Genomic DNA, 22841 nt, shown 5'->3' on the forward strand with positions numbered 1-22841 from the left:
TTTGCGTGACGCGCTAGGAGGGTCATGGAGGTCTTCTCCGTCGAACAGGTCGCCGCGAAGCTCGGGCTGCACGTCCGGACCGTCCGGAACTACGTGCGCGACGGGCGGCTCAAGGCGGTCCGGATCGGCAAGCAGTACCGCATCGCCGCCGACGACCTCGAGGCCTTCACCGGGCTGCCGGTGGCGGAACCGCGGCCGGACCGGCCGATCGCCGAACTTTCGAGCGTCACCGAGGTCGCCGGCGTCGACCGGGCGACCGCCGACCGGATCGCCACCGTGGTCGTCGCGTCGGTGAACGGCCCGCGGGACGCCGGCGAGCGGGCCCTGCGCGTCGAGACCATCTACGACCAGGAGCGCGCCACGATGAAGATCATCGTGCTCGGCGACCTCGCCGCCGGCGCCGACCTGCTGCGGTTCGTCGCCTCGTTCACCGAAGGCCTGGCCTGAGGGATCGGCCACGCGGCGGAACCTCGCGCGGACGCGCAACCCCGTCCCGCGCGACGCGTCCAGGTGATCATGAGAATCCCGGCGCTGCTGGCGTCCGTCCTCACCCTCCTGGCCGTGTCCGTCTCGCCCGCGACGGCGGAAACCGCCGTCCCGCACGGCTTCCGGCCCGCTTCGACGAGCTGGACCGACCCCTCGACCGGGTACGTCCTGGGCTACTCGCCGTGCGGGAAGACCTGGTGCCCGGCGCTGGTGGGCACGACCGACGGCGGGACGCACTGGCGGCGTCTCGGCGCGCCGCCGATGTCGTTGCCCGACAACCACAACCACGTCGCGTTGACGGTCACGAGCCAGCGCGTCGCCTACGTCAGCGACGGCGTCCACGTCCTCACGACGCGCGACGGCGGGGCGAGCTGGCACCCGGTCGGCCTGATCGGCGCGCGGACGCCGTACTACCTCTCGAAGCTCACCGAAACCGGCGGCCGCGTCTTCGCCGTGCTCACCACCTACGGCGAGGGCCGCGGTTCGACGCGGCTGTACTCCGGCGCCGCCGGTTCGCCGGTGCTGGTTCCGGTGCCCGGGTTCGCGGTCACCGGTGGGCTCACCTACGGCGACCTGGCCGTCGGCGGCGGCTTGCAGGTCGCGCTCGGCGCGGACTACGGCACCGAGCGGTACTGGACCTCGCGCGACGGCGTCCGCTTCACCCCGGCCGCGCCGCCGTGCCCGGCCGGGACGGTCGCCTCGCTCGCCGGCGTGCGCGACCGGCAGGTCGTGGCGTTGTGCAGCGGCAGCCCCGGTTCGCCGCAGCCCGGTTCGACCGAACGGCGGCTGCGGCACGCGCCCCGGCTCGGCGGGCCGTTCGCCGACGAGGACGCGGTGCCGTACGCCGGGATCAACCAGGGGTTCGCCGCGGCGTCGCCGACGTCCGCGACGGTCGCGGCCGAGGGCGGCGGCACCGGGTTCCTGCACAGCACGACCGACGGCGGCCGCACCTGGACCACGACCGAGCTGCCGGACCGCGGGTTCAGCCTGACCGACTTGGACTTCCCGGGCGGGGGCACCGGAGTGGTCGTCGACGGCCAGCCGGACGCCGACGGCGGGTCCGCCCTGTACCGCACCACGGACGGCGGACACCTGTGGCGCGAGCTGCCGATCGGGTAGTTGTGCCTGGCAGTGAAGGCCCTTCGGCCCGGTTCACTTGGTGAACGGCATGTCGTAGTCTGAGCACTGTCCGTTGCCGGACACTGGTGGCCGGGCCCGGGCAGGGGCCGGCGCCACACGACGAGGGAGAGCAGCCGATGACGCCTGGCGACCTGCGGTCCGGAACCGAGGGAGGCTCCGCGTCCCTCGATTTCTCCAAGGCGAGCCTGGCCCGGCTGTCGGACGCGTTGCTCGGCGGCCACGACCACTACGAGGTCGACCGCGAAGCGATGCGTCGTCTGCTGGCGATCGCGCCCGGCGCGCGCACGATGGCGAAGGAACACCGCGACTGGCTGGTGCGCGCGGTCCGGTTCCTGGCCGGGAAACGCGGCATCGACCAGTTCCTCGACCTCGGTTCCGGCATGCCCACCGCCGAAAACACCCACGAGGTGGCGCAGCGGTACAACCCGGACGCGCAGGTGGTGTACGTCGACAACGACCCGGTCGTGCAGGTGCACGGCCGGGCGCTGCTGGAAGAGAACTACCTGACCCACGTCACGGGCGCCGACCTCACGAAGCCGGCCGAGACGCTGAACGACGACGTCGTGAAGGAGTACCTCGACTTCAAGCGGCCGGTGGCGCTGATCCTGACGTCGATCATCCACCACATCGACGACTACGAGCGCGCGAAGTCGATCGTCGCGGAGTACGTGGCGGCGCTCGCGCCGGGCTCGTTCCTGCTGCTCACGCACCACTTCGACCCGGAAGAGGACTCCCCGCGCCAGGAGCTGGCGCGGCTGCTGGAGACGAGCTTCCAGGGCACCGGGCTGGGCAGCGTGCACCGCACGCGCGAGCAGATCACGGCGTTCTTCGACGGCACGGAGCTGCTGCGGCCCGGGCTCGTCTACCTGCACGAGTGGTGGCCGGACGGCCCGCGCCTGCACCCGCTGAGCGAGCTGAACTTCCTGACGCTGGGCGGGGTCGCCCGCAAGCAATGACGTCGTGAGTGGGAAACAGTGTTCTAACACTGTTTCCCACTCACGAGCGGGTCAGCCGGCGTTGAAGGTGTCCGGGTCCGGGCCGGTGCGCTCGCCGCGGTCCAGCGGGGACAGCGACTCGATCTCGTCCTCCGACAGGGTGAATCCGAACACGTCGAAGTTCTCCTCGATCCGCGACGGCGTCACGGACTTCGGGATCACCACGGTGCCCAGCTGCAGGTGCCAGCGCAGCACGATCTGCGCGGGCGTCCGGCCGTGCTTCACCGCGAGGTCCGCGATCACCGGGTCGCCCAGCAGCGAGCCGCCCTTGGCCAGCGGGCTCCACGCCTCCGTCGCGATGCCGTGCTTCGCGTCGAACTCGCGGACCTCCTGCTGCTGCAGGTACGGGTGCAGCTCGATCTGGTTGACCGCCGGGGCGACGTCGGAGGCGTCCATCAGCCGTTCGAGGTGCGCGGGCTGGAAGTTGGACACGCCGATCGCGCGGACGCGGCCGTCGGCGTAGAGCTTCTCGAACGCCTTCCAGGTGTCGAGGTACTTGTCGCGCTTGGGCGTCGGCCAGTGGATCAGGTACAGGTCCAGCTGCTCGAGGCCCAGCTTCCGCATGCTTTCGTCGAACGCCTTGAGCGTCGAGTCGTAGCCCTGGGCCGAGTTCCACAGCTTGGTGGTGATGAACAGCTCGTCGCGGGGGACGCCGGACTCGGCGATCGCCTGGCCGACACCCTTCTCGTTGCCGTAGACGGCGGCGGTGTCGATGCTGCGGTAGCCCGTTTCGAGGGCGGTCTTCACGGCGGCGGTGGTCTCGTCGTCCGGGACCTGGAACACGCCGTAGCCGAGTTGCGGCATCCGCACGCCGTTGTTGAGTTCGATCACGGGCACGCTGGTCACGAGGGGTCCTTTCGGTGGGTGGTTCATCGGGCGGGTACCCGTTCCCCGGCTTCGAAACTAGCCGGGGCCGTGCGGTCGAGCAGGCCGGAGACGAGCGCCACGGCGAGGCCCGCCGCGGCGAGTGCGGCGCCGATCCAGTTGGGGGCGGTGTAGCCGAGGCCGGCCTCGATGGCCTGGCCGCCGAGCCACGCGCCGCCCGCGTTGCCGAGGTTGAACGCGGCGATGTTCGCCGCCGAGGCCAGCGCCGGGGCGCCCTCGGCCTTGGCCAGCACGCGGGCCTGCAGCGGCGGTACGGTCGCGAAGCCCGCCGCGCCGAACAGCGCGATGGTGATCGCGGCCGGGACTTTCGCGTGCGCGGTGAAGACGAACGCGACCAGCACGATCGCCAGCGCGGCGAGGATGACGTAGAGGCTCGGCATGAGCTTGCGGTCCGCGGCCCGCCCGCCGAGCAGGTTGCCGGCGAACAAGCCGGCGCCGAACAGCACGAGCAGCCAGGTGACGGCCCCGCTCGAGAAGCCGGCGACCTCGGTCATCATCGGTGCGATGTAGGTGAAGGACGCGAACACGCCGGCGAAGCCGAGCGCCGTCATGACCAGCGCGAGCCACACCTGCGGGCGGCGGAACACGGCCAGCTCGCCGCGCAGGCCCGCGCCCGGCTCGGGTTCCTGGTGCGGCACGAGCGCGAGGATGCCGATCGCGCCGGCGACGCCGAGCGCGCTGACCACCCAGAACGTCGAGCGCCAGCCGAAGGCCTGCCCGAGCGCGGTGCCGGCCGGCACGCCGAGGACGTTCGCCACGGTCAGCCCGGTGAACATCAGCGCGATGGCGCCGGCCTGCTTGGCCGGGGCGACGAGAGAAGCGGCGACGACCGAGCCGACGCCGAAGAACGCGCCGTGCGACAGCGCCGCGACGACCCGGCCGGTCATCAGCAGGCCGTAGCTGGGGGCCAGCGCCGAGAGCACGTTGCCCGCGATGAACAGGCCCATCAGCGAGACGAGCACGGTCTTGCGCGGTACCCGCGAAGCGAGGGCGGTGAGCAGGGGAGCGCCGACGACGACGCCGAGCGCGTAGCCCGAGATGAGCAGGCCTGCGGACGGGATCGAGACACCGAAGTCGGCCGCGACCTCGGGCAGCAGGCCCATGATCACGAACTCGGTGGTGCCGATCCCGAAAGCGCTGATCGCCAGTGCGAGCAGAGCGGCGGGCATGGGCTTCCTTCTTCCGGAGGTAGACTGAGGGCGTTGGCAACTACGAGCGTCCGAGATAGTTGCAGACGCCGTATATTGCACAGGCTTGATAGTGCAGCGTGCAAGGGAGCACGCGCAAGCCGGGGAGAGGTGAACCGTGTCACTGGACGACGACGCCGTCGAAGCGCGCGCGCAGGGCTGGCGGACGCTGGCCGCGCTGCACGCGCGGATCGAGGACAGGCTGCAACGCGCGCTGGAGCGCGACCACGAGCTTTCGGTGAGCGAGTACAGCGTGCTCGACGCGCTGGCCCGCCAGGACGGCTTCCACCTCCGGATGAACCAGCTGGCCAACGCGGTGGTGCTGAGCCAGTCGGCGACGACGAGGCTGGTCACGAGGTTGGAGGGTCGCGGGCTGCTGGCCCGCTACCTCTGCGCCGACGACCGCCGCGGCATCTACACCGAGGTGACCCCGGCGGGGCAGGCGTTGTTGACGGCGGCGCGTCCGACGCACGACGCGGCGTTGGCGGAGGCTCTTGCGGACGCTGAGGGTTTGCCGGAACTTTCGCCGTTGGTTGCCGCGCTGAGCAAGCTTTCTTTCCCGGCCGTGCCGTCGACCTGACGGAAACTTGCGCAAGTCCGCCGACACTCCCGCTGAGCGGTGCGGGCCCGATCGGAGGTCCCATTAAGGCGCCCGAGCGCCCTAACTCCTGCTCCATCCGTGGGACACTTTCGCTCGCCGCGTGCGATAGTTTCGCTGGTCAGCACCGTTTGTCCGGCTTTCGTCCGCTGTCCGGTCTCGTTGACCCGACCGTTTCGCCCGTCTTAATTTGTTGGTCCACCAGACGAACCGGGCGGTGTCGGCGTGGACTCCTCCTTCTCCCTCAAACCGGTGCGCCCGGCCGACCAGGCCGCCGTCCGCCGGAGCAACCTGGCGCTGGTGCTGCGGCACCTGCGGGACGTGGGCCCGCGGTCGCGTGCGGCGATCGCCGCGGAGACCGGGCTGAACAAGGGGACCGTGTCGAGCCTCGTCTCGGAGCTCGTCGGCCGGGGGCTGGCGCGGGAAGGCGAGCGGGAACGCGCCGGTGCCGTCGGGCGGCCGGGCACGATCGTCGAGCTGGACGGCCGCGGCGTCGGCGGCATCGGCGTCGAGATCAACGTCGACTACCTGACCGCGCTCGCCCTCGACCTCACCGGCACCGTCCTGTTCGAGCAGCGCGTCGCGCTGGACGTCCAAGCGCTCCCCGTGGCGAAGGTGCTCGACGCCGGCGCGGAACTGACCGCGCGGGCGCTGCGGGAGTGCCGCCGCCTGGGTGTCACGCCGGCCGGGGTGACCGTCGGCATCCCGGCGCTGGTCGACGTCGCGGGCGGCACGGTCGCCTTCGCGCCCAACCTGCACTGGACCGACGTCCCGGTGGTCCGCGGCATCACCGACCGGCTGACCCGGCGGCTCGGCCCGCCGTCGTTCCCGATCCGCACGGCCAACGACGCCAACCTCGGCGCGCTCGGCGAGTACGCGATGGGCAGCGTCGCCGGCACCGCCGACCTGGTCTACCTGACCGGCGAGATCGGCGTCGGCGGCGGGGTGATCTCCGGCGGCCGGCTGCTCGGCGGCGCCGAGGGGTTCGCCGGTGAGATCGGGCACATCCAGGTCGACCCGGCCGGCCGCCTGTGCGGCTGCGGGCGCCGGGGGTGCTGGGAGACGCTCGTCGGGCTGGCCGGGATGCTGCGCCTGGCCGCGTCGCCCGCCGACCCGGTGCACGACCCGTCGCTCGACCTCGAACAGCGGCTCGACATCATCCGCCGCCGCGCCGAGCGGAAGGACCGGCGGACGCTCGACGCGCTCGCGCAGGTGGGCACCGGGCTCGGCGTCGGCGCGGCCGTGCTGGTCAACGTCTTCAACCCGCGGGTGGTGCTGCTCGGCGGCTACTTCGCCCAGCTCGGGCCGTACCTGCTCGGCCCGATGCTGGCCGAGCTGGAAGCCCGGGTGATCGCCCCCGGCATCGGGGGCTGCCGCGTCGAGCTGTCGTGGCTCGGGTTCTCCGCGGCTTCGCGCGGTGGGGCGCACGTCGCGCTCCAGGCGGTGTTCGACGACCCGGCGCTGGTGCCGGTGCGAGCGGAAAGGGACAGCGGATGAAGAACCCTCAACCGGTCCGCAAGATGGGACGTGTCAGGGCCGGATCCAGCAGGCAGACTGGGCCGCGTTCACGACTGGGTGGAAACACGTGATCGACTCCGGCGATGTAGCTCTGGCGGGCACCCGCACGCGCGGCGACTCGAGCGCCGCGTGCGGTGCCCCGCCCCGCGGCACCGGAGGAGCTTTCGGCGCGGGCTGAACCGAACAGGTGGAGGAAACATGGGGAAGATCGGTGTCTGGCTGATCGGGGCCCGCGGATCGGTGGCCACGACGGCCATCGCCGGGGCGGCCGCGATGCGCGCGGGACTCGCCGCGCGCACGGGCTGCGTGACCGAGCGGCCGGACTTCGCCGGGGCCGCGCTGCCCGGGCTGGGGGACCTGGTCTTCGGGGGCCACGACGTCGTCGACACGCCGCTGGTCAAGCGGGCCGAGCACCTGGTGGCGGCGGGCGTGCTGCCGGCGACGCTGCCCGGCCCGGTCGCGGCGGACCTGGAGGCCGCCGAGGCGCGGCTGCGGCCCGCGCCCGACGGCGGTGGCCGCGCGGCGATCGACCGGGTCGTCGCCGACCTGACGGCGTTCCGCGAGGGACTCGACCACGTGGTCGTCGTCAACGTCTCCTCCACCGAGCCGCCCTGCGCGCCGCACCCGGCGCACGCGTCGCTCACCGCTCTCGAAGCCGCGCTGGACGCGGGTGAGGACGTACTCCCCGCGAGCGCGCTGTACGCCTACGCCGCCTTCCGAGCCGGGTGTGGGTTTGTCGACTTCACCCCCTCCACGGGTGCGCGGCTGCCCGCGCTCGACGAGCTCGCCCGCGCGACCGGGCAGCCGTACGCGGGCCGGGACGGCAAGACCGGCGAGACGCTGCTGCGGGCGGTGCTCGCGCCGATGTTCGCCCAGCGCGCGCTGAACGTCCTGTCCTGGTCGGGCACCAACCTGCTCGGCGGCGGCGACGGCGCCACGCTCGCCGACCCCGGCGCCGCGTCCAGCAAGAACGCCTCGAAGCAGCAGGTGCTCGAGCAGAACCTCGGCCACCCGGTCGACGGCGAGGTCCACATCGACTACGTCCCGGCCCTCGGCGACTGGAAGACCGCCTGGGACCACGTCCTGTTCGAAGGCTTCCTCGGCACGCGCATGACGCTGCAGCTCACCTGGCAGGGCTGCGACTCGGCGCTCGCCGCGCCGCTGGTGCTCGACCTCGCCCGGCTGACCGGCAAGGCGTGCCGCGACGGCGTCGCCGGGCCGGTGGCGGAGTTCGGGTTCTTCTTCAAGGATCCCGTCGGGGACGGCCCGCACGACCTCGCGTCGCAGTTCGCCGCGCTGCGTGAGTGGGCGAACCGGTGAAGGCCCTCGTCGAACTCGTCCGCGCGCCCGCCGCGCTGACCGTGCCCGGGGACGCCGTCGCCGGAGCCGCCGCTTCGGGCTGGCCGTTCGGCCGCCGCACGCTGGCCCTGACCGGCGCGTCCGTCTGCATCTACTGGGCGGGCATGGCGCTCAACGACTACGCCGACCGCCACCTCGACGCGATGGAACGGCCCGAGCGGCCGATCCCGTCGGGCCGTGTTTCGCCGGGCACCGCGCTCGGCGTCGCGACCGGGCTGACCGCGGGCGGGCTCGGCATCGCCGCGGCCGCCGGCGGGAAGCGGGCCCTGCGCGTCGCGCTGCCGCTGGCCGCGACCGTCTGGGCGTACGACTTCGTGCTCAAGGAGACCGTGTTCGGGCCGGCCGCGATGGCCGCGGCCCGGACGCTCGACGTGCTGCTCGGCGGCGGTGGGGCCCGCGCGGCCGTGCCGGCGGCGCTGACCGTCGGGGCGCACACCTACGCCGTGACCGCGCTGTCCCGGTCCGAAGTGGACGGTGCGAAACCCGCGCTGCCGGCGGCCACCCTCGCCGCCACGGCCGGGGTGCGCGTCGCCGCGGGCCGCGTCGGGCCGCTGGCGTCGGCGCTGCTCGGGACGTACCTGGCGACGACCGGGCGGGCGCAGTTCGACGCCGTCCGCGACCCGGCCGCGCCGAAGATCCGCCGCGCGGTCGGCGCCGGGATCCACGGCATGATCCCGCTGCAGGCCGGGCTGATCGCGCGGACCGGCGCGTGGCGCTCGGCGCTGGCCGTCGCCGCCGCGTTCCCGGTCGCGCGGGCGCTGAGCCGGAAGGTGTCGCCGACATGAGGTTCGGGTACGGCACCAACGGCTTCGCCAACCACCGCCTCGGGGACGCCCTGCGCGTCCTCGCGGACCTGGGCTACGACGGCGTCGCGTTGACGCTCGACCACCAGCACCTCGACCCGTTCGGGCCGGACCTCGCGAGCCGCGTCGCGTCCCTGGCCGCCGAGCTGGACCGGCTCGGGCTGGCCGTGGTGATCGAGACCGGGGCCCGGTTCCTGCTGGACCCGTGGCGCAAGCACTCGCCGACGTTCCTCGACCCCGACCGCGCGCGCCGCGTCGAGTTCCTGACCCGGGCCGTCGAGATCGCCGCCGACCTCGGTGCGGAGGCGGTGTCGTTCTGGAGCGGGAACAAGCCCGCCGACCTGCCCGCCGACGAGGCGTGGGCGCACCTGGTCGACGGGTGCGCCGAGGTGCTCAAGGCGGCCGACGAACACGACGTCAAGCTCGGCTTCGAGCCGGAGCCGGGCATGCTCGTCGAAGACCTGGACGGGTACTTCGAGCTTGCGCGAAGGCTGGGCGATCCGGAGCGGTTCGGGCTGACGCTGGACATCGGGCACTGCCGGTGCAACGAGTCCGCGTCCGTGCCCGACTGCGTCCGGCGCGCCCTGCCGCGGCTGGTGAACGTCCAGATCGACGACATGCGCCGCGGCACCCACGAGCACCTGGAGTTCGGCCGGGGCGAGATCGACTTCCCGCCGGTGCTGGAAGCGCTGTCGCCGTACGCCGGGCTGGTGGCCGTCGAACTGCCGCGGGACAGCCACGCGGCCCCGCGGATCGCCCGCGAGTCCCTGGAGTTCCTGCGGAAGGCGGTGGCCGCGTGAACGCCTGGCTGGACGAAGCTCTGCAGAAGGTCGCGACCGACGCGACGGCGCTGCGCACGGTGTTCCCGGGGGTCGGCCGCCGGGTCGGCCGGGGTCCGTCGGAGACCCCGGGGTGGACGGTCGACGACGTGGCCCGCGTCGAGCTGCTGAAGGCGGCTCCCGGGGCCGTGGCCGAAATGCCGGACCTCTACCGCTACGGCGACGCCGCCGAGAAGCGGGCCGTCCTGCGTGGACTGTCCGTTGTGGACATAGGGGAGGCCGGGCTCGACCTGGTCGCGGACGCCCTCCGCACCAACGACACCCGGCTCGTCACCGCCGCGATGGGGGAGTACGCGGCGACGCACCTCGACGACGCCGCGTACCGCCACGGCGTCCTCAAGTGCGTCTTCATGGGCATCCCCCTCGCCGAGGTCGCCGGCCTGGACCGCCGGACCGACGACGAACTGCTGCGCATGATGCGGTCCTTCGCCGCCGAGCGCACCGCCGCGGGCCGCGACGTCCCCGCCGACCTCCGCCCGCTGCTGAACGAACAGGACGCCTGATGCGCATCTTCGACCCGCACATCCACATGAGCTCCCGGACCACCGACGACTACGCGGCCATGCACGCCGCGGGCGTCCGCGCGCTCGTCGAACCGGCGTTCTGGCTGGGCCAGCCCCGCACGAACGTCGGCAGCTTCACCGACTACTTCGACGCGCTCGTCGGCTGGGAGCCGTTCCGCGCGAGCCAGTACGGCATCGCACACCACTGCACGATCGCCCTTAACCCCAAGGAGGCCAACGACCCGCGGTGCGCGCCGGTGCTCGACCTCCTGCCGCGGTACCTGGAGAAGGACGGCGTCGTCGCAGTCGGCGAGATCGGCTACGACTCGATGACCGCCGAGGAGGACAAGGCGTTCGCGGCGCAGCTCGCGCTGGCGATCGACCACGACCTGCCGGCGATGGTGCACACCCCGCACCGCGACAAGGCCGCCGGCACCGAACGCAGCATCGCCGTCGTCCGCGAGTCCGGCATCGCGCCCGAGCGCGTGGTGCTCGACCACCTCAACGAGATGACCGTGGCGATGGTCAAGGACTCCGGCTGCTGGATGGGCTTTTCGATCTACCCGGACACCAAAATGGACGAAGAGCGGATGGTCGCGATCCTCAAGGAGTACGGCACCGAGCGCGTGCTGGTGAACTCGGCCGCGGACTGGGGCAAGAGCGACCCGCTCAAGACCCGCAAGACCGGGGACGCGATGCTCGCCGCCGGGTTCAGCGAGGACGACGTCGACCGGGTGCTGTGGCGCAACCCGGTCGAGTTCTACGGCCGGAGCGGGCGGCTGTCGCTGGAATCCGACACCGTGGCCGCCGAGTTCGCGGGCAACTCCATCCTGCGGGGTGCGCGCAAGTGAGGTTCCGGCACCGCGACGGCACGCTCGTCCACCTCGCCTACTGCACCAACGTGCACCAGGCCGAGGACCTCGGCGGTGTGCTCGCCCAGCTGGCCCGCTTCGGCGAGCCGGTGCGGGAACGCCTGGGCGTCGACCGGCTCGGGCTCGGTCTGTGGCTGGCCCGGCCGGTGGCGGCCGAGCTGACCGCCGACCCGGGGGCCGTCGGCAAGCTGCGCGCCGAGCTGGCCGCGCGCGGCCTCGAGGTCGTCACGCTCAACGGGTTCCCGTACCAGGGGTTCCACGATCCGGTCGTCAAGCACAAGGTGTACCGGCCGGACTGGTCGACGCCGGAGCGGACCGCCTACACCCTCGACCTGGCCCGGCTGCTCGCCGAGCTGATGCCGGACGACGCCGTGCGCGGCAGCGTCTCGACGTTGCCGCTGGGCTGGCGCACCGAATGGCGGGACGACCGCGGGCAGCTCGGCTTGCTCGCCGAGGGACTGGCGAAGGTCGGCCGTCCCGTGCGAGTCGCGTTCGAACCCGAACCCGGGTGCGTCATCGAGACGACCGCGCAGGCGGCGGCCCTGTTGTCCGATGTGGACAAGGACTGGCTGGGTGTCTGCCTCGACACCTGCCACCTCGCGGTCGGGTTCGAGGACCCGGCGGCCGCGCTGGAGCGGCTCGCCGCGGCCGGGCTCGACGTCGTCAAGCTGCAGGCGTCCGCGGCTCTGGAGGCCGCCGCGCCGAACGACCCGGCGACGCGGAAGGCGCTGAAGTCCTTTGTGGAGCCCCGGTTCCTGCACCAGAGCAACGAAGGCGCTCCGCCGGGCGCCGACGACCTCGACGAAGCGCTGGCCGGTGGGCTCCCGGGCGAGGCGCCGTGGCGCGTGCACTTCCACGTGCCGCTGCACGCCGACCCGGCGCCGCCGCTGACGTCGACCCGGCCGGTGCTGGCCGGGACCCTGGCCGAGCTGTTCGGCGGCGCCACCGCGCGCACCGACCACGTCGAGGTCGAGACCTACACCTGGCAGGTGCTCCCGGACGCACCCGCCGACGACGCCGGGCTGGTCGCGGGCATCGCGGCCGAGCTGGCCTGGACCCGGCGTTCCTTGATCGAACTAGGCTTGGAAGAGGTTTTCGAATGAGTTTGCTCGTCCTCGACGTCGTCGGGCTGACCCCGCGGCTGCTGCCGCACATGCCCAACCTGCGCAAGATGGCCGAGCCCGGCTTCACCGCGCAGCTCGACACCGTGTTCCCCGCGGTCACGTGCTCGGTGCAGTCGACGTTCCTCACCGGCCTGCAGCCGGCCGAGCACGGGATCGTCGGCAACGGCTGGTACTTCCGAGACCTCGGCGAGATCTTCCTGTGGCGCCAGCACAACAAGCTCGTGCAGGGCGACAAGTTCTGGGACGCCGCCCGCCGCGCACAGGCCGGGCACCGCGTCGCGAACGTGTGCTGGTGGTACGCGATGGGCATGGACGTCGACCTGACCGTCACCCCGCGGCCGATCTACCACGCCGACGGCAAGAAGTCCCCGGACGCCTACACCCACCCGCCGCAGCTGCACGACCGCCTGGTGGGCGCCCTGGGCGAGTTCCCGCTCTTCACCTACTGGGGCCCGACGGCGGCGATCACGTCGTCGAAGTGGATCATCGCCGCGGCGCAGAAGATCATGGCGGAGGACAAGCCCGACACCACGCTCGTCTACATCCCCCACCTCGACTACGACCTGCAGCGCTTCGGCCCGGACGCGCCGCAGGCCGCGGCGGCCGCGCGCGAGATCGACACGGCGTTGAAGCCGCTGCTGGACTTCGCGGCCGCGGGCGGGCACACCGTCGTCGCGCTCTCGGAGTACGGCATCACCAACGCGAGCCGGCCGGTCGACATCAACCGGGCGCTGCGCCGCGAGGGCCTGCTCAACGTGTACGTCCAGGCGGGCATGGAGTACCTCGACCCGTGGACGTCCCGGGCGTTCGCGGTGGCCGACCACCAGGTCGCGCACGTCTACGTCGCCGACCCGGCCGATATCCCGCGCGTGCGGGACATCGTCGCCGGACTGTCCGGAGTGGACGTCGTGCTGGATCGCGAAGGCCAGGCGGGCATCGGGATCAACCACGAGCGAGCCGGCGAGCTGGTCGCGATCGCTGAGCCCGACGCCTGGTTCACGTACTACTACTGGCTGAGCGACGACCGCGCGCCGGACTTCGCGAAGACCGTCGAGATCCACCGCAAGCCCGGCTACGACCCGGCCGAGCTGTTCTTCGACCCGAACGACCCGGCGGTGAAGCTGAAGGCGGCGTCGGCGCTGGCGCGCAAGAAGCTCGGCCTGCGGTACTCGATGCAGGTCGTCCCGCTCGACCCGGCGCCGGTCCGCGGAAGCCACGGGCGGCTGCCGGACTCGCCCGAGGACGGGCCCGTGCTGCTGTGCTCGGACCCGTCGCTGGCCCGCGAAAAGATCCACGCGACCGAAGTCAAGGAGCTGCTGCTAGCGGCTGTCCGCACCGAGTAGGACGCACCAGGAGGTCAGACATGGCTCGACCGTTGACGTTGTTCACCGGGCAGTGGGCGGATCTGCCGTTCGAGGAGGTGTGCGAGCTGGCGAGCGGCTGGGGCTACGAAGGCCTCGAGATCGCTTGCTGGGGTGACCACTTCGAAGTGGATCGCGCGCTGGCCGAAGACTCCTACGTCCCGGCGAAACTGGAGACGCTGGCCAAGTACGACCTCAAGGTGTGGGCCATTTCGAACCACCTGGTGGGCCAGGCCGTCTGCGACCACCCGATCGACGAGCGGCACGAGGCCATCCTGCCCGCGCGGATCTGGGGCGACGGCGAACCCGAAGGCGTCCGGCAGCGGGCGGCGGCCGAAATGCAGGCCACCGCCCGCGCCGCGGCGAAGCTCGGGGTGTCCACAGTGGTCGGATTCACCGGCTCGTCGATCTGGCACACGGTCGCGATGTTCCCGCCGGTGCCGCCGTCGATGATCGAGCGCGGGTACGCCGACTTCGCCACGCGGTGGAACCCGATCCTGGACGTGTTCGACGAGGTCGGCGTCCGGTTCGCCCACGAGGTGCACCCGAGCGAGATCGCCTACGACTACTGGAGCACCGTCCGGACGCTGGAGGCGATCGGCCACCGCGAGGCGTTCGGGCTCAACTTCGACCCGTCGCACTTCGTCTGGCAGGACCTCGACCCGGCGGGGTTCCTGTGGGACTTCAAGGACCGCATCTACCACGTCGACTGCAAGGAGGCCCGCAAACAGCTCAACGGTCGCAACGGGCGGATGGGTTCGCACCTGCCGTGGGCGGATCCCCGCCGCGGCTGGGACTTCGTCTCGACCGGCCACGGTGACGTCCCCTGGGAGGACGTCTTCCGCATGCTCAACGCCATCGGCTACGACGGCCCGATCTCCATCGAGTGGGAGGACGCGGGCATGGACCGCCTGATCGGCGCGCCCGAAGCGCTCGAGTTCGTCCGCAAGCTCAACTTCACCCCACCCTCGGCGGCCTTCGACGCCGCTTTCTCCTCGAAGTAACGCTTCTGTTCAACGGGTGACCGCCAGCCCCGTCGGAAGGTGATCGAAACCGGCTTCGCGCCACTCCGGGGCGAAGCACGCTCAAAATCAGGAAGGATCCCGCATGTCTCCGTCCCCACCGAAGTGGGCGAGGCTGTTCGGCACCGCGCTCTTGGGCGCCGGCCTCCTGCTCACCGTCGGCACCCCGGCCCGCGCGGACATCCCGCCCGCGGACTACCAGCAGGTCGCGCTCGCCACCGGCGCGGCCGAGCTCGGCGAGGCGATGTCGCTCGCCGTGCTCCCGGACCGGTCGGTCGTGCACACCTCCCGCGACGGCACGGTCCGCGTAACGACCGCGGCCGGTGCGACATCGGTCGCGGCCAAGCTGAACGTCTACACCCACGACGAGGAAGGCCTCCAGGGCGTCGCCGCCGACCCCGGTTTCGCGACGAACCGGTTCGTCTGGCTGTACTTCTCGCCGCGACTGTCCACTCCGGACGGTGACGCGCCGGCCGACGGCACCGAGGCGGACTTCGCGCCGTTCAAGGGCGAGCTGCACCTGTCGAGGTTCGTCCTGAAGACCGACAACACCCTGGATCTGGCCAGCGAGAAGGTCGTCCTGAAGGTCGCCAACGACCGCGGGCAGTGCTGCCACGTCGGCGGGGACATCGACTTCGACGCCGCCGGCAACCTGTACCTGACCACCGGTGACGACACCAACCCGTTCTCCTCCGACAGCTACTCGCCGATCGACGAGCGGACCACGCGCAACCCGCAGTTCGACGCGCAACGCTCGTCGGGCAACACGAACGACCTGCGCGGCAAGCTGCTGCGCATCCACCCGCAGGCGGACGGGACGTACACGATCCCGTCGGGGAACCTCTTCGCGCCGGGCACCGCGAACACGCGGGCGGAGATCTACGCGATGGGCTTCCGCAACCCGTTCCGGATGAGTGTCGACAAACCGACCGGCGTCGTCTACCTCGGCGACTACGGCCCGGACGCCGGCACGACCGACCCGAACCGCGGGCCGCAGGGCCAGGTCGAGTTCGACCGGATCACCGGGCCGGGCAACTTCGGCTGGCCGTACTGCACCGGCTCGAACACGACCACCGAGACGTACAACCACTACACATTCCCGAGCGGTCCGTCCGGCGCGAAGTACGACTGCGCGGGAGGGCCGACGAACTCCTCGTTCCGCAACACCGGCCTCGCCAAGCTGCCGGTGCCGAAGCCGGCGTGGATCAAGTACGCCGGTGACGAGGGGGCGCCGCCGGAGTTCGGCAGCGGCTCGGAGTCGCCGATGGGCGGGCCGGTGTACCGGTACGACGCCGCTTCGACGTCGACGGTCAAGTTCCCGCAGTCGCTGGACGGCAAGTTCTTCGCGGGGGAGTACGGGCGCAAGTGGATCAAGGCGGTGACCGTCAACGCGGACGGCAGCCGCGGCCCGATCGACAACTTCCCGTGGTCCGGCACGCAGGTGATGGACATGGCGTTCGGCCCGGACGGCGCCCTGTACGTCCTCGACTACGGCACCGGCGACGACAACCAGGCGCTCTACCGGATCGAGTACCTCGCGGGCACGAACCGCAACCCGGTCGCGAAAGCCGCGTCCGACAAGACGTCCGGTCCGAATCCCTTGACCGTCAACTTCTCTTCCGCGGGCAGCGCCGATCCCGAAGGCGGGGCGCTGAGCTACCGCTGGGACTTCGGCGACGGCGCCACCTCGGCCTCGGCGAACCCGGCGCACACCTACACCACCAACGGCACGTACTCGCCGACGCTGACGGTCTCGGATCCGGAGGGACTGACCGGCACGGCGAGCCTGGTCGTCACGGTCGGGAACACGGCGCCGTCCGTCACGCTGGGCTCCCCGATCGACGGGCAGCTGTTCTCCTTCGGTGACACCGTGCCCTTCCAAGTGACGGGCAGCGATCCGGAGGACGGGCCGCTGGACTGCTCGAAGGTCAAGGTCACCTACTTCCTCGGCCACGACAGCCACGAGCACCAGATCACGCAGGCGACCGGGTGTTCCGGCTCGATCGCGGTCCCGGTCGACGGTGAGCACGACGCCGCGGCGAACATCTACGGCGTCTTCGACGCGCAGTACACCGACCAGGGCGGGCTGACCTCGCACAGCGTGCGCAAGCTGCAGCCGCGGCACCGCCAGGGCGAGCACTTCGCGGCGCAGTCCGGGATCCAGCTCGCCGACCACGGCGCGGCCGAGGGCGGCCGGACGGTCGGGTACACCGACGACGGCGACTGGATCTCGTTCACGCCGTACGCGCTGGGCAACGCGACGGCGATCAGCGCGCGGGTGTCGTCCGGCGGCCCGGGCGGGACCCTGGAGGTCCGCGCGGGCTCGCCGACCGGCACGCTGCTCGGCTCGGCGGCGGTGGCCAACACCGGGGACTGGGACACGTTCGTCGACGTGACGGCGAACCTGGCGAACCGGCCGGCCGGCACGACGTCGCTGTACCTGGTGTTCAAGGGCGTCACCGGGCAGGGCAACCTGTTCGACCTGGACGCCTTCACGTTCACGACCGCGTCGCCGGCGGTCGAGGGCGAGTCGTTCACGTCCGGCTCCGGCGTGCAGGTCGCGCCGCACGCCGCGGCGAGCGGCGGCAACACCCTCGGCTACATCGAAAACGGCGACTGGGCCGGGTACGCGTCGGTGAGCACTGCGGGCGCGCGGTCCTTCACGGCGCGGATTTCCTCGGCCGGCGCGGGCGGGACGATCGAGATCCGGTCCGGTTCGGCGACCGGGACGCTGCTGGGGTCGGTGGCCGTGCCGTCGACCGGGGACTGGGAGACCTTCCAGAACGTGACGACGTCGGTGTCGAGTGGCTCGGGTCGGCTGTTCCTGGTGTTCCGCGGGGGTTCCGGTTCCCTGTTCGACGTCGATTCCTTTACGCTGAGCGGTATGCCGACGCAGGTGGACCCGTCGTACGACGTGCTGGTGTTCTCCAAGACGGCGGGCTTCCGCCACGACTCGATCCCGGCGGGCATCCAAGCTCTCCGTGAACTGGGCGCGGCGAACGGCTTCACCGTGACGGCGACCGAGGACGCGTCGGTGTTCACGGCGGCTTCGCTGGCTTCTTATGAGGCGGTGGTGTTCCTCTCGACCACGGGCGACGTCCTGGACGCGACGCAGCAGGCGGCGTTCGAGTCCTATGTGGAGGGAGGCGGCGGCTACCTCGGCATCCACGCGGCGGCCGACACCGAGTACGACTGGCCGTGGTACGGACAGCTCGTCGGGGCGTACTTCAAGAGCCACCCGGCGATCCAGCAGGCGCGGTTCGTGACGGAGGACAACACGCATCCGGCGACGGCGAACCTGCCCGCGGTGTGGACGCGGACCGATGAGCTGTACAACTACCGGACCAACCCGCGCGGCAGCGTCCACGTGCTGCAGACGCTGGACGAGTCCAGCTACACCGGTGGCGAGATGGGCGCCGACCACCCGATCACGTGGTGCCACCCGCAGGGCAGTGGCCGGGCGTTCTACACCGGCCTGGGCCACACGATCGAGTCGTACTCGGACGCGGTGTTCCGCACCTCGCTCCTGGGCGCGGTCCGGTACGCCGCGGGGGTGGCCCCGGCGTCGTGCGGGTCGTCATCGTCCACTGTGGAGGGTGAGTCGTTCACGTCGGGATCGGGCGTGCAGGTCGCGCCGCACGCCCCGGCGAGCGGCGGCAACACCCTGGGCTACATCGAGAACGGCGACTGGGCCGGTTTTTCCCAGGTCAGCACGGCGGGGATTTCGCGGTTCAGCGCGGTGGTGTCGTCGGCGGGCGCGGGCGGCACGATCGAGATCCGCGACGGCTCGGCGACGGGTGCCCTGCTGGGCACGGTGACGGTGCCGGTGACGGGTAGCTGGGAGACGTTCCAGACGGTCTCGACGTCCGTGACGTCGGGTTCGGGCCCGCTCCACCTGGTCTTCCGGGGCGGCGCGGGTTCCTTGTTCGACGTCGACACCCTGACGGTGTCGTAGACCGGGAAGGGCCGCCGTGCGGACACGGCGGCCCTTCTCCGTCAGGGGGTCACTTCGGCGATCCCGAGCATGTTGCCCTCGCTGTCGCGGAACCACGCGGCCCGTTCGCCGCGGCCCTTGCTCGGGTAGTTGCCGCGGATGTCCATGATCCCGTTCACGCAGCCTTCGTACTCCTCGAACACCACACCGCGGGCCCGCAGCTCGGCGACCGCGGCTTCGATGTCGTCGACGTAGAAGCCCAGCTGGGTGAAGGAACCATCGGACGCGCCGGCGGAGGCGAACAGGCAGAAGACGCCCGACGCGCCCTCGTAGCGCAGGCCGCCGTCGCGCTCTTCGGCCGCTTCGAGGCCGAGCTTCTCCGCGTACCACCGGCGCGCTCGGGCCAGGTCCTGCGTCGGGATGCGGGCTTCGAACCGCGCGTTGCTCAGCATCGCCCGAGGGTAACTCGTCAGCGGACGCCGAGGAGGTGCTCCAGGGCCAGCTGGTTCAGCCGGGTGAAGTGGTACCCGCGCTGGGCCGCCGCCTCCACGTCGAAGTCGTCCTTCAGGACGTCGTCGAACGTTTCGCCCGGGGCCAGCGTCGGGGTCGACAGGTCCGGTACCCGGGAGGCCGCCAGCGCCTCCACCACCTCCGGGTCCGCGCGGAACGCCGCCGACTTCTCCTTCAGGATCAGGTAGGTCCGCATGTTCGCCGCCGCCGACACCCACACGTCCGCCGGGTCCTCCGTGCGCAGCGGCTTGTAGTCGAAGTGGCGCGGACCCTCGTAGCCGCCGTTCTCCAGCAGGTCGACCAGGAAGAACGCGCTCTTCGTGTCGCCGTGGCCGAAGATCAGGTCCTGGTCGTACTTCGGGCCGTGCTGGCCGTTGAGGTCGATGTGGAACAGCTTGCCCTGCCACAACGCCTGCGAAATGCCGTGCACGAAGTTCAAGCCGGCCATCTGCTCGTGCCCGACCTCCGGGTTGAGCCCGAACATCTCGGACCGCGCCAGCTGCGAGATGAAGCCCAGCGCGTGCCCGATCGTCGGCAGCAGGATGTCGCCGCGCGGCTCGTTCGGCTTCGGCTCGAGCGCGAACCGCAGCGAGTAGCCCTTCTCGACGACGTAGTCCGCGAGGAGGTCGAGGCCCTCCTTGTAGCGGTCCAGCGCCGCCCGGACGTCCTTCGCCGCGTCGGACTCGGCGCCCTCGCGGCCGCCCCACACGACGTACGTCTCGGCGCCCAGCTCGGCCGCGAGGTCGAGGTTGCGGCGGACCTTCCGCAGCGCGTACCGCCGGACATCGCGGTCGTTGCTGGTGAGGCCGCCGTCCTTGAACACCGGGTGGGTGAACAGGTTGGTCGTCGCCATCGGGACCTTCAGGCCGGTCTCCGCGAGCGCCTTGCGGAACCGCTCGATCGCCTTGTCGCGGTCGGGCTCGGTGGCCAGCAGGTCGTCGTCGTGGAACGTCACGCCGTAGGCGCCCAGCTCCGCGAGCCGGTGCACGCTCTCCACCGGGTCCAGCGGCGGCCGCGTCGCGACCCCGAACGGGTCGTTCGCGGGCCAGCCCACGGTCCAGAGGCCGAAGGTGAACTTGTCGGCCGGCTGGGGAGCGTAGTCGCTCATGACTGTCCCTTCATTTAGTTCACGTTGTAGACTAAATATGCGCCGCGGGGGTCCCGGGCGTCAAGGGGCCGGTTAGAGTGCTTCGCAGGAGGACCCGATGACCCAGGCCGTGCGGCACGATTCGATGCGCGCCCGCAACCTCGAGGTCGTGCTGGGCGCCGTCAGCCGCGGCGGCCCGCTGACCCGCGCCGCGCTGGCCGAGCTGACCGGGCTGACCAAGTCGACGGTCTCCAAGCTCGTCGGCGACCTGGTGGACGCGGGACTGCTGGCCGAAACCGGGCCGGCGCGCGCGGGCGAACGCGGCCGGCCGGGTGTGGAGGTCGTGCTGAGCGGGGCGCGGGTGGCGTCGCTGGGGCTGGAGATCAACGTCGACTACCTCGCGGTGCGCGTGCTCGACCTCACCGGCGGCGTCCGGTTCGCCGCCCGCCGCGAGCGGGACAACCGCGGTTCGCGGCCGAAGAAGGTCCTCTCCGAACTGCACGCGCTGGCGTCGGACGCGCTGGCCGAGGCGCACCGGCTCGGGCTGGAGGTGGCCGGCGCGGTGCTGGCGGTGTCCGGCCCGGTCGGCGACGGCGTCCTGTTCAGCGCGCCGAACCTCGGCTGGCAGGACGTCCGCCCGGCCGACCTGCTGCGCCTGCCGATCCCGGTGGAGCTGGACAACGAGGCGAACCTGGCCGCGCTGGGCGAGCTTTGGTACGGCGACGGCGAGCGCGACTTCCTCTACGTGTCGGGCGAAGTGGGCATCGGTGCGGGGTTGGTCGTGAACGGCACGCTGTTCGCCGGCGCCCGCGGGCTGGCGGGCGAGCTGGGACACGTCGTCGTGGCGCCGCAGGGACCTGCCTGCCGGTGCGGCGGAAGTGGGTGCCTGGAGATGTTCGCGGGCCAGGAGGCGCTGCTGACGGCCGGGGAGGCCTCTTCCGTGCCCGCTTTGCTGACCGCCCTCGAAGACGGCGACCGCGTGGCGTTGGGTGCCTGCGAGTCGGCCGGGCGGGCCCTCGGCGTGGCGCTGACGTCGGCGGTCAACCTGCTGGACCTCGACCGGATCGTGCTGGGCGGGGTGTTCACGCAGCTGTACCCGTGGCTGTCCGGCCCGGTGTCGGAGGTGCTGACGGCCCGGCTCGGCGGCCTCCGCGGCGCACCGCCGGTGCTGTCGGCATCACGCCTGGGCGGCGACGCGGCAACGCTGGGCGCGGCGGGCCGGGTCGTGCACCGGGTGCTCGCGGATCCGGCGCCGTTCGTGAGCCGGGCTCAAGAGGCGTAAGCCTCCGGCAGTGTTGTCTGTGGACCTGAATCCACTGGAAGCGGCGACAGGCCATTCAGCAGGACCAGCAGCGGACTCGCCGGGCCCAGGCGCTGTGGGCCCTCCGCAGGATCACGACCGGCTGCGGTAGCGCACCCAGCCGCCTTCCGCGGGTCTCTCGTCGCTGACAGCTCAGGAGGCGTAAGCCGCCGCCGGGGTGGCGAGCTGGGCGGCCCAATACCGCGTCCGGTCCAGATAAGCCGTCTCCGAAGCCGGGCCCGAAGTCCCATACGCGCCGGCGAACGTGTCGTACGCGGAAGAAGGCGGCGATGACCGTGCCGGTTCGATGATCGACCCCTCGTGCCACTCGTTGAACGACGTCACCGAAACCCAGTCGGCTCCCGCGGAAAGCGCGTTCTGCCACTCCCGGTCGTAGGTCGCGCCGTTTTCGCGGGACAGCGTCGGTGTCGTGTTGCCCGGCACCGCGCGGTCGTCGTTGTAGCCCGGACCCACCGATGGCGCCCACACCAGCCCGTTCGCCTCGCAGTACGCGCCCGCCTCACGCCAGCCCGGCGCCGTCGCCCCGGCGATCGCGTCGTAGGTGTACATCCCGCCGAAGTGGGCGACCTTGCTCGTGTCCGTCGTCTGCGCCAGCACGATCGCCGACGAACGCACCTGGTCCAGGGGAGTCCAGTCCGCGATCCGCAGGCTTTCGAAGACGTAGAACGCTCCTCGCCCGCCTTCGCGGTAGAAGGCGGGACTCGAGCCGTACCGGCCCAGGATGTAGTTGACGTCGGAGACCGTGGACGCCGCCGTCCGCCCGCTGTAGGGCTCCAGGTGCCACGCGACGCGAATCCCGTGCCGCGCCGCGGCTTCCAGCACGCCGGCGGCCAGGCCGTCCTCATAGGACCCCTGGCCCCACCAGCTGTAGACGATGACCCCGGCGCCGGACTGCTCGATCCACCGCATGTGCTGCTCGACGGCGCCGGAGAAGTCGCCGGAGTCGTACGGTCCCAGCACCGGGTACAAGTTCGCCCCGATGTCGTCCGGCGGGGTGTGCCCGCCCTGCACCCAATGCCGGTAGCCGGTGGAACTGCCGCCGTACCACGGGTAGTAGAACAACTGGGTCCGGGAAGAGAGCGCGGCCGCGTGCGCGACTCCCGGCAAAGTGGCCGCCAGCAGGAGAAGCGCGGCGAACAACGTCGAAATCCGTCGCATGCGGGAACCCCTCGGTGGATTCGGAGTGTTCCAGACCATACGGACACGTCCCGAGTGAGGGCAATACTTCACCGGACATGCGCAAACTTGCGTCGGAAACCCACCAGGAACCCCGCCGGGCAAACGAAAACCGCCCCGG

The 22841-nt window shown here is 71.6% G+C and carries 20 protein-coding genes; 15 read left to right on the forward strand and 5 right to left on the reverse strand.

The window, feature by feature from the left end; all coding sequences use genetic code 11:
- Positions 1-24: 24 nt before the first annotated feature.
- From ACIRSS_RS39250 to ACIRSS_RS39260, 3 genes are all read left to right on the forward strand, one after another.
- Complete coding sequence (locus ACIRSS_RS39250; RefSeq protein WP_400904295.1) at positions 25-447, forward strand: helix-turn-helix domain-containing protein; 423 nt, start codon at positions 25-27, stop codon at positions 445-447.
- Between the two features lie 63 nt (positions 448-510).
- Entirely contained in the window at positions 511-1605 is a 1095-nt protein-coding gene (locus ACIRSS_RS39255) for a hypothetical protein (RefSeq protein ID WP_400904297.1), read from the forward strand.
- Between the two features lie 137 nt (positions 1606-1742).
- A complete protein-coding gene (locus ACIRSS_RS39260; RefSeq protein ID WP_400904299.1) occupies positions 1743-2582 on the forward strand; it encodes an SAM-dependent methyltransferase in 840 nt (279 codons plus the stop codon).
- Positions 2583-2633: 51 nt separating this feature from the next.
- Here ACIRSS_RS39260 and ACIRSS_RS39265 read toward each other — a convergent pair whose 3' ends face one another.
- Together ACIRSS_RS39265 and ACIRSS_RS39270 are read right to left on the reverse strand one after the other, a co-directional pair.
- Positions 2634-3467, reverse strand: coding sequence for an aldo/keto reductase (locus tag ACIRSS_RS39265; RefSeq protein WP_400904301.1), 834 nt, complete (start codon positions 3465-3467; stop codon positions 2634-2636).
- A gap of 23 nt (positions 3468-3490) precedes the next feature.
- Entirely contained in the window at positions 3491-4675 is a 1185-nt protein-coding gene (locus tag ACIRSS_RS39270; RefSeq protein ID WP_400904303.1) for an MFS transporter, read from the reverse strand.
- Between the two features lie 136 nt (positions 4676-4811).
- Here ACIRSS_RS39270 and ACIRSS_RS39275 point away from each other — a divergent pair, with 136 nt between their 5' ends.
- The 11 genes from ACIRSS_RS39275 (at position 4812) to ACIRSS_RS39325 (ending at position 18647) form a co-directional block, all read left to right on the forward strand.
- On the forward strand, positions 4812-5273 hold the full coding sequence (locus ACIRSS_RS39275) for a MarR family winged helix-turn-helix transcriptional regulator (protein ID WP_400904305.1): 462 nt from the start codon (positions 4812-4814) through the stop codon (positions 5271-5273).
- A 243-nt stretch (positions 5274-5516) separates the two neighbouring features.
- Positions 5517-6788 (forward strand): ROK family protein, encoded by a 1272-nt coding sequence (locus ACIRSS_RS39280; RefSeq protein ID WP_400904306.1) that lies wholly within the window; start codon positions 5517-5519, stop codon positions 6786-6788.
- A gap of 219 nt (positions 6789-7007) precedes the next feature.
- Positions 7008-8129, forward strand: a complete 1122-nt coding sequence (locus ACIRSS_RS39285) for an inositol-3-phosphate synthase (protein ID WP_400904308.1) — start codon at positions 7008-7010, stop codon at positions 8127-8129.
- On the forward strand, positions 8114-8953 hold the full coding sequence (locus ACIRSS_RS39290; RefSeq protein ID WP_400904310.1) for an SCO3242 family prenyltransferase: 840 nt from the start codon (positions 8114-8116) through the stop codon (positions 8951-8953). Before ACIRSS_RS39285 ends, ACIRSS_RS39290 begins: the two co-directional genes overlap by 16 nt.
- Positions 8950-9771 carry a sugar phosphate isomerase/epimerase family protein gene (locus ACIRSS_RS39295; RefSeq protein ID WP_400904311.1) on the forward strand — a complete coding sequence of 274 codons (822 nt, stop codon included), beginning with the start codon at positions 8950-8952 and terminating at the stop codon, positions 9769-9771. Before ACIRSS_RS39290 ends, ACIRSS_RS39295 begins: the two co-directional genes overlap by 4 nt.
- Entirely contained in the window at positions 9768-10313 is a 546-nt protein-coding gene (locus tag ACIRSS_RS39300) for an EboA domain-containing protein (protein WP_400904313.1), read from the forward strand. Before ACIRSS_RS39295 ends, ACIRSS_RS39300 begins: the two co-directional genes overlap by 4 nt.
- Entirely contained in the window at positions 10313-11164 is an 852-nt protein-coding gene (locus ACIRSS_RS39305; RefSeq protein ID WP_400904315.1) for a TatD family hydrolase, read from the forward strand. The genes ACIRSS_RS39300 and ACIRSS_RS39305 overlap by 1 nt, the downstream gene beginning before the upstream one ends.
- Positions 11161-12288, forward strand: coding sequence for a metabolite traffic protein EboE (gene eboE / locus ACIRSS_RS39310; RefSeq protein ID WP_400904317.1), 1128 nt, complete (start codon positions 11161-11163; stop codon positions 12286-12288). The genes ACIRSS_RS39305 and eboE overlap by 4 nt, the downstream gene beginning before the upstream one ends.
- On the forward strand, positions 12285-13652 hold the full coding sequence (locus ACIRSS_RS39315) for a nucleotide pyrophosphatase/phosphodiesterase family protein (RefSeq protein ID WP_400904319.1): 1368 nt from the start codon (positions 12285-12287) through the stop codon (positions 13650-13652). The genes eboE and ACIRSS_RS39315 overlap by 4 nt, the downstream gene beginning before the upstream one ends.
- A gap of 20 nt (positions 13653-13672) precedes the next feature.
- On the forward strand, positions 13673-14674 hold the full coding sequence (locus ACIRSS_RS39320) for a sugar phosphate isomerase/epimerase family protein (RefSeq protein WP_400904322.1): 1002 nt from the start codon (positions 13673-13675) through the stop codon (positions 14672-14674).
- A 103-nt stretch (positions 14675-14777) separates the two neighbouring features.
- A complete protein-coding gene (locus tag ACIRSS_RS39325; RefSeq protein WP_400904323.1) occupies positions 14778-18647 on the forward strand; it encodes a carbohydrate-binding protein in 3870 nt (1289 codons plus the stop codon).
- Positions 18648-18688: 41 nt separating this feature from the next.
- Here ACIRSS_RS39325 and ACIRSS_RS39330 read toward each other — a convergent pair whose 3' ends face one another.
- Positions 18689-19078 carry a VOC family protein gene (locus ACIRSS_RS39330; RefSeq protein ID WP_400904324.1) on the reverse strand — a complete coding sequence of 130 codons (390 nt, stop codon included), beginning with the start codon at positions 19076-19078 and terminating at the stop codon, positions 18689-18691.
- Positions 19079-19095: 17 nt separating this feature from the next.
- The gene (gene xylA, locus ACIRSS_RS39335; protein WP_400904326.1) at positions 19096-20244 is read right to left on the reverse strand and encodes a xylose isomerase; all 1149 of its coding nucleotides are present in this window, start codon (positions 20242-20244) and stop codon (positions 19096-19098) included.
- Positions 20245-20341: 97 nt separating this feature from the next.
- Between xylA and ACIRSS_RS39340 the strand changes: the two genes are divergently transcribed.
- On the forward strand, positions 20342-21505 hold the full coding sequence (locus tag ACIRSS_RS39340; protein ID WP_400904328.1) for an ROK family protein: 1164 nt from the start codon (positions 20342-20344) through the stop codon (positions 21503-21505).
- A 171-nt stretch (positions 21506-21676) separates the two neighbouring features.
- Here the strand turns inward: ACIRSS_RS39340 and ACIRSS_RS39345 are convergent, their stop codons facing one another.
- Positions 21677-22702: a glycoside hydrolase family 99 protein gene (locus ACIRSS_RS39345; protein WP_400904330.1), complete on the reverse strand. Its 1026-nt coding sequence runs from the start codon at positions 22700-22702 to the stop codon at positions 21677-21679.
- Positions 22703-22841: the final 139 nt, after the last annotated feature.

The organism is Amycolatopsis sp. NPDC101161 (assembly GCF_044768185.1).
GTDB lineage: Bacteria > Actinomycetota > Actinomycetes > Mycobacteriales > Pseudonocardiaceae > Amycolatopsis.

Coding starts and splice junctions, on each gene's coding strand:
- ACIRSS_RS39250 (WP_400904295.1), top strand. CDS start 25: ATGGAGGTCTTCTCCGTCGAACAGGTCGCCGCGAAGCTCGGGCTGCAC.
- ACIRSS_RS39260 (WP_400904299.1), top strand. CDS start 1,743: ATGACGCCTGGCGACCTGCGGTCCGGAACCGAGGGAGGCTCCGCGTCC.
- ACIRSS_RS39270 (WP_400904303.1), bottom strand. CDS start 4,675: ATGCCCGCCGCTCTGCTCGCACTGGCGATCAGCGCTTTCGGGATCGGC.
- ACIRSS_RS39285 (WP_400904308.1), top strand. CDS start 7,008: ATGGGGAAGATCGGTGTCTGGCTGATCGGGGCCCGCGGATCGGTGGCC.
- ACIRSS_RS39295 (WP_400904311.1), top strand. CDS start 8,950: ATGAGGTTCGGGTACGGCACCAACGGCTTCGCCAACCACCGCCTCGGG.
- ACIRSS_RS39305 (WP_400904315.1), top strand. CDS start 10,313: ATGCGCATCTTCGACCCGCACATCCACATGAGCTCCCGGACCACCGAC.
- ACIRSS_RS39315 (WP_400904319.1), top strand. CDS start 12,285: ATGAGTTTGCTCGTCCTCGACGTCGTCGGGCTGACCCCGCGGCTGCTG.
- ACIRSS_RS39320 (WP_400904322.1), top strand. CDS start 13,673: ATGGCTCGACCGTTGACGTTGTTCACCGGGCAGTGGGCGGATCTGCCG.
- ACIRSS_RS39325 (WP_400904323.1), top strand. CDS start 14,778: ATGTCTCCGTCCCCACCGAAGTGGGCGAGGCTGTTCGGCACCGCGCTC.
- ACIRSS_RS39330 (WP_400904324.1), bottom strand. CDS start 19,078: ATGCTGAGCAACGCGCGGTTCGAAGCCCGCATCCCGACGCAGGACCTG.
- xylA (WP_400904326.1), bottom strand. CDS start 20,244: ATGAGCGACTACGCTCCCCAGCCGGCCGACAAGTTCACCTTCGGCCTC.
- ACIRSS_RS39340 (WP_400904328.1), top strand. CDS start 20,342: ATGACCCAGGCCGTGCGGCACGATTCGATGCGCGCCCGCAACCTCGAG.
- ACIRSS_RS39345 (WP_400904330.1), bottom strand. CDS start 22,702: ATGCGACGGATTTCGACGTTGTTCGCCGCGCTTCTCCTGCTGGCGGCC.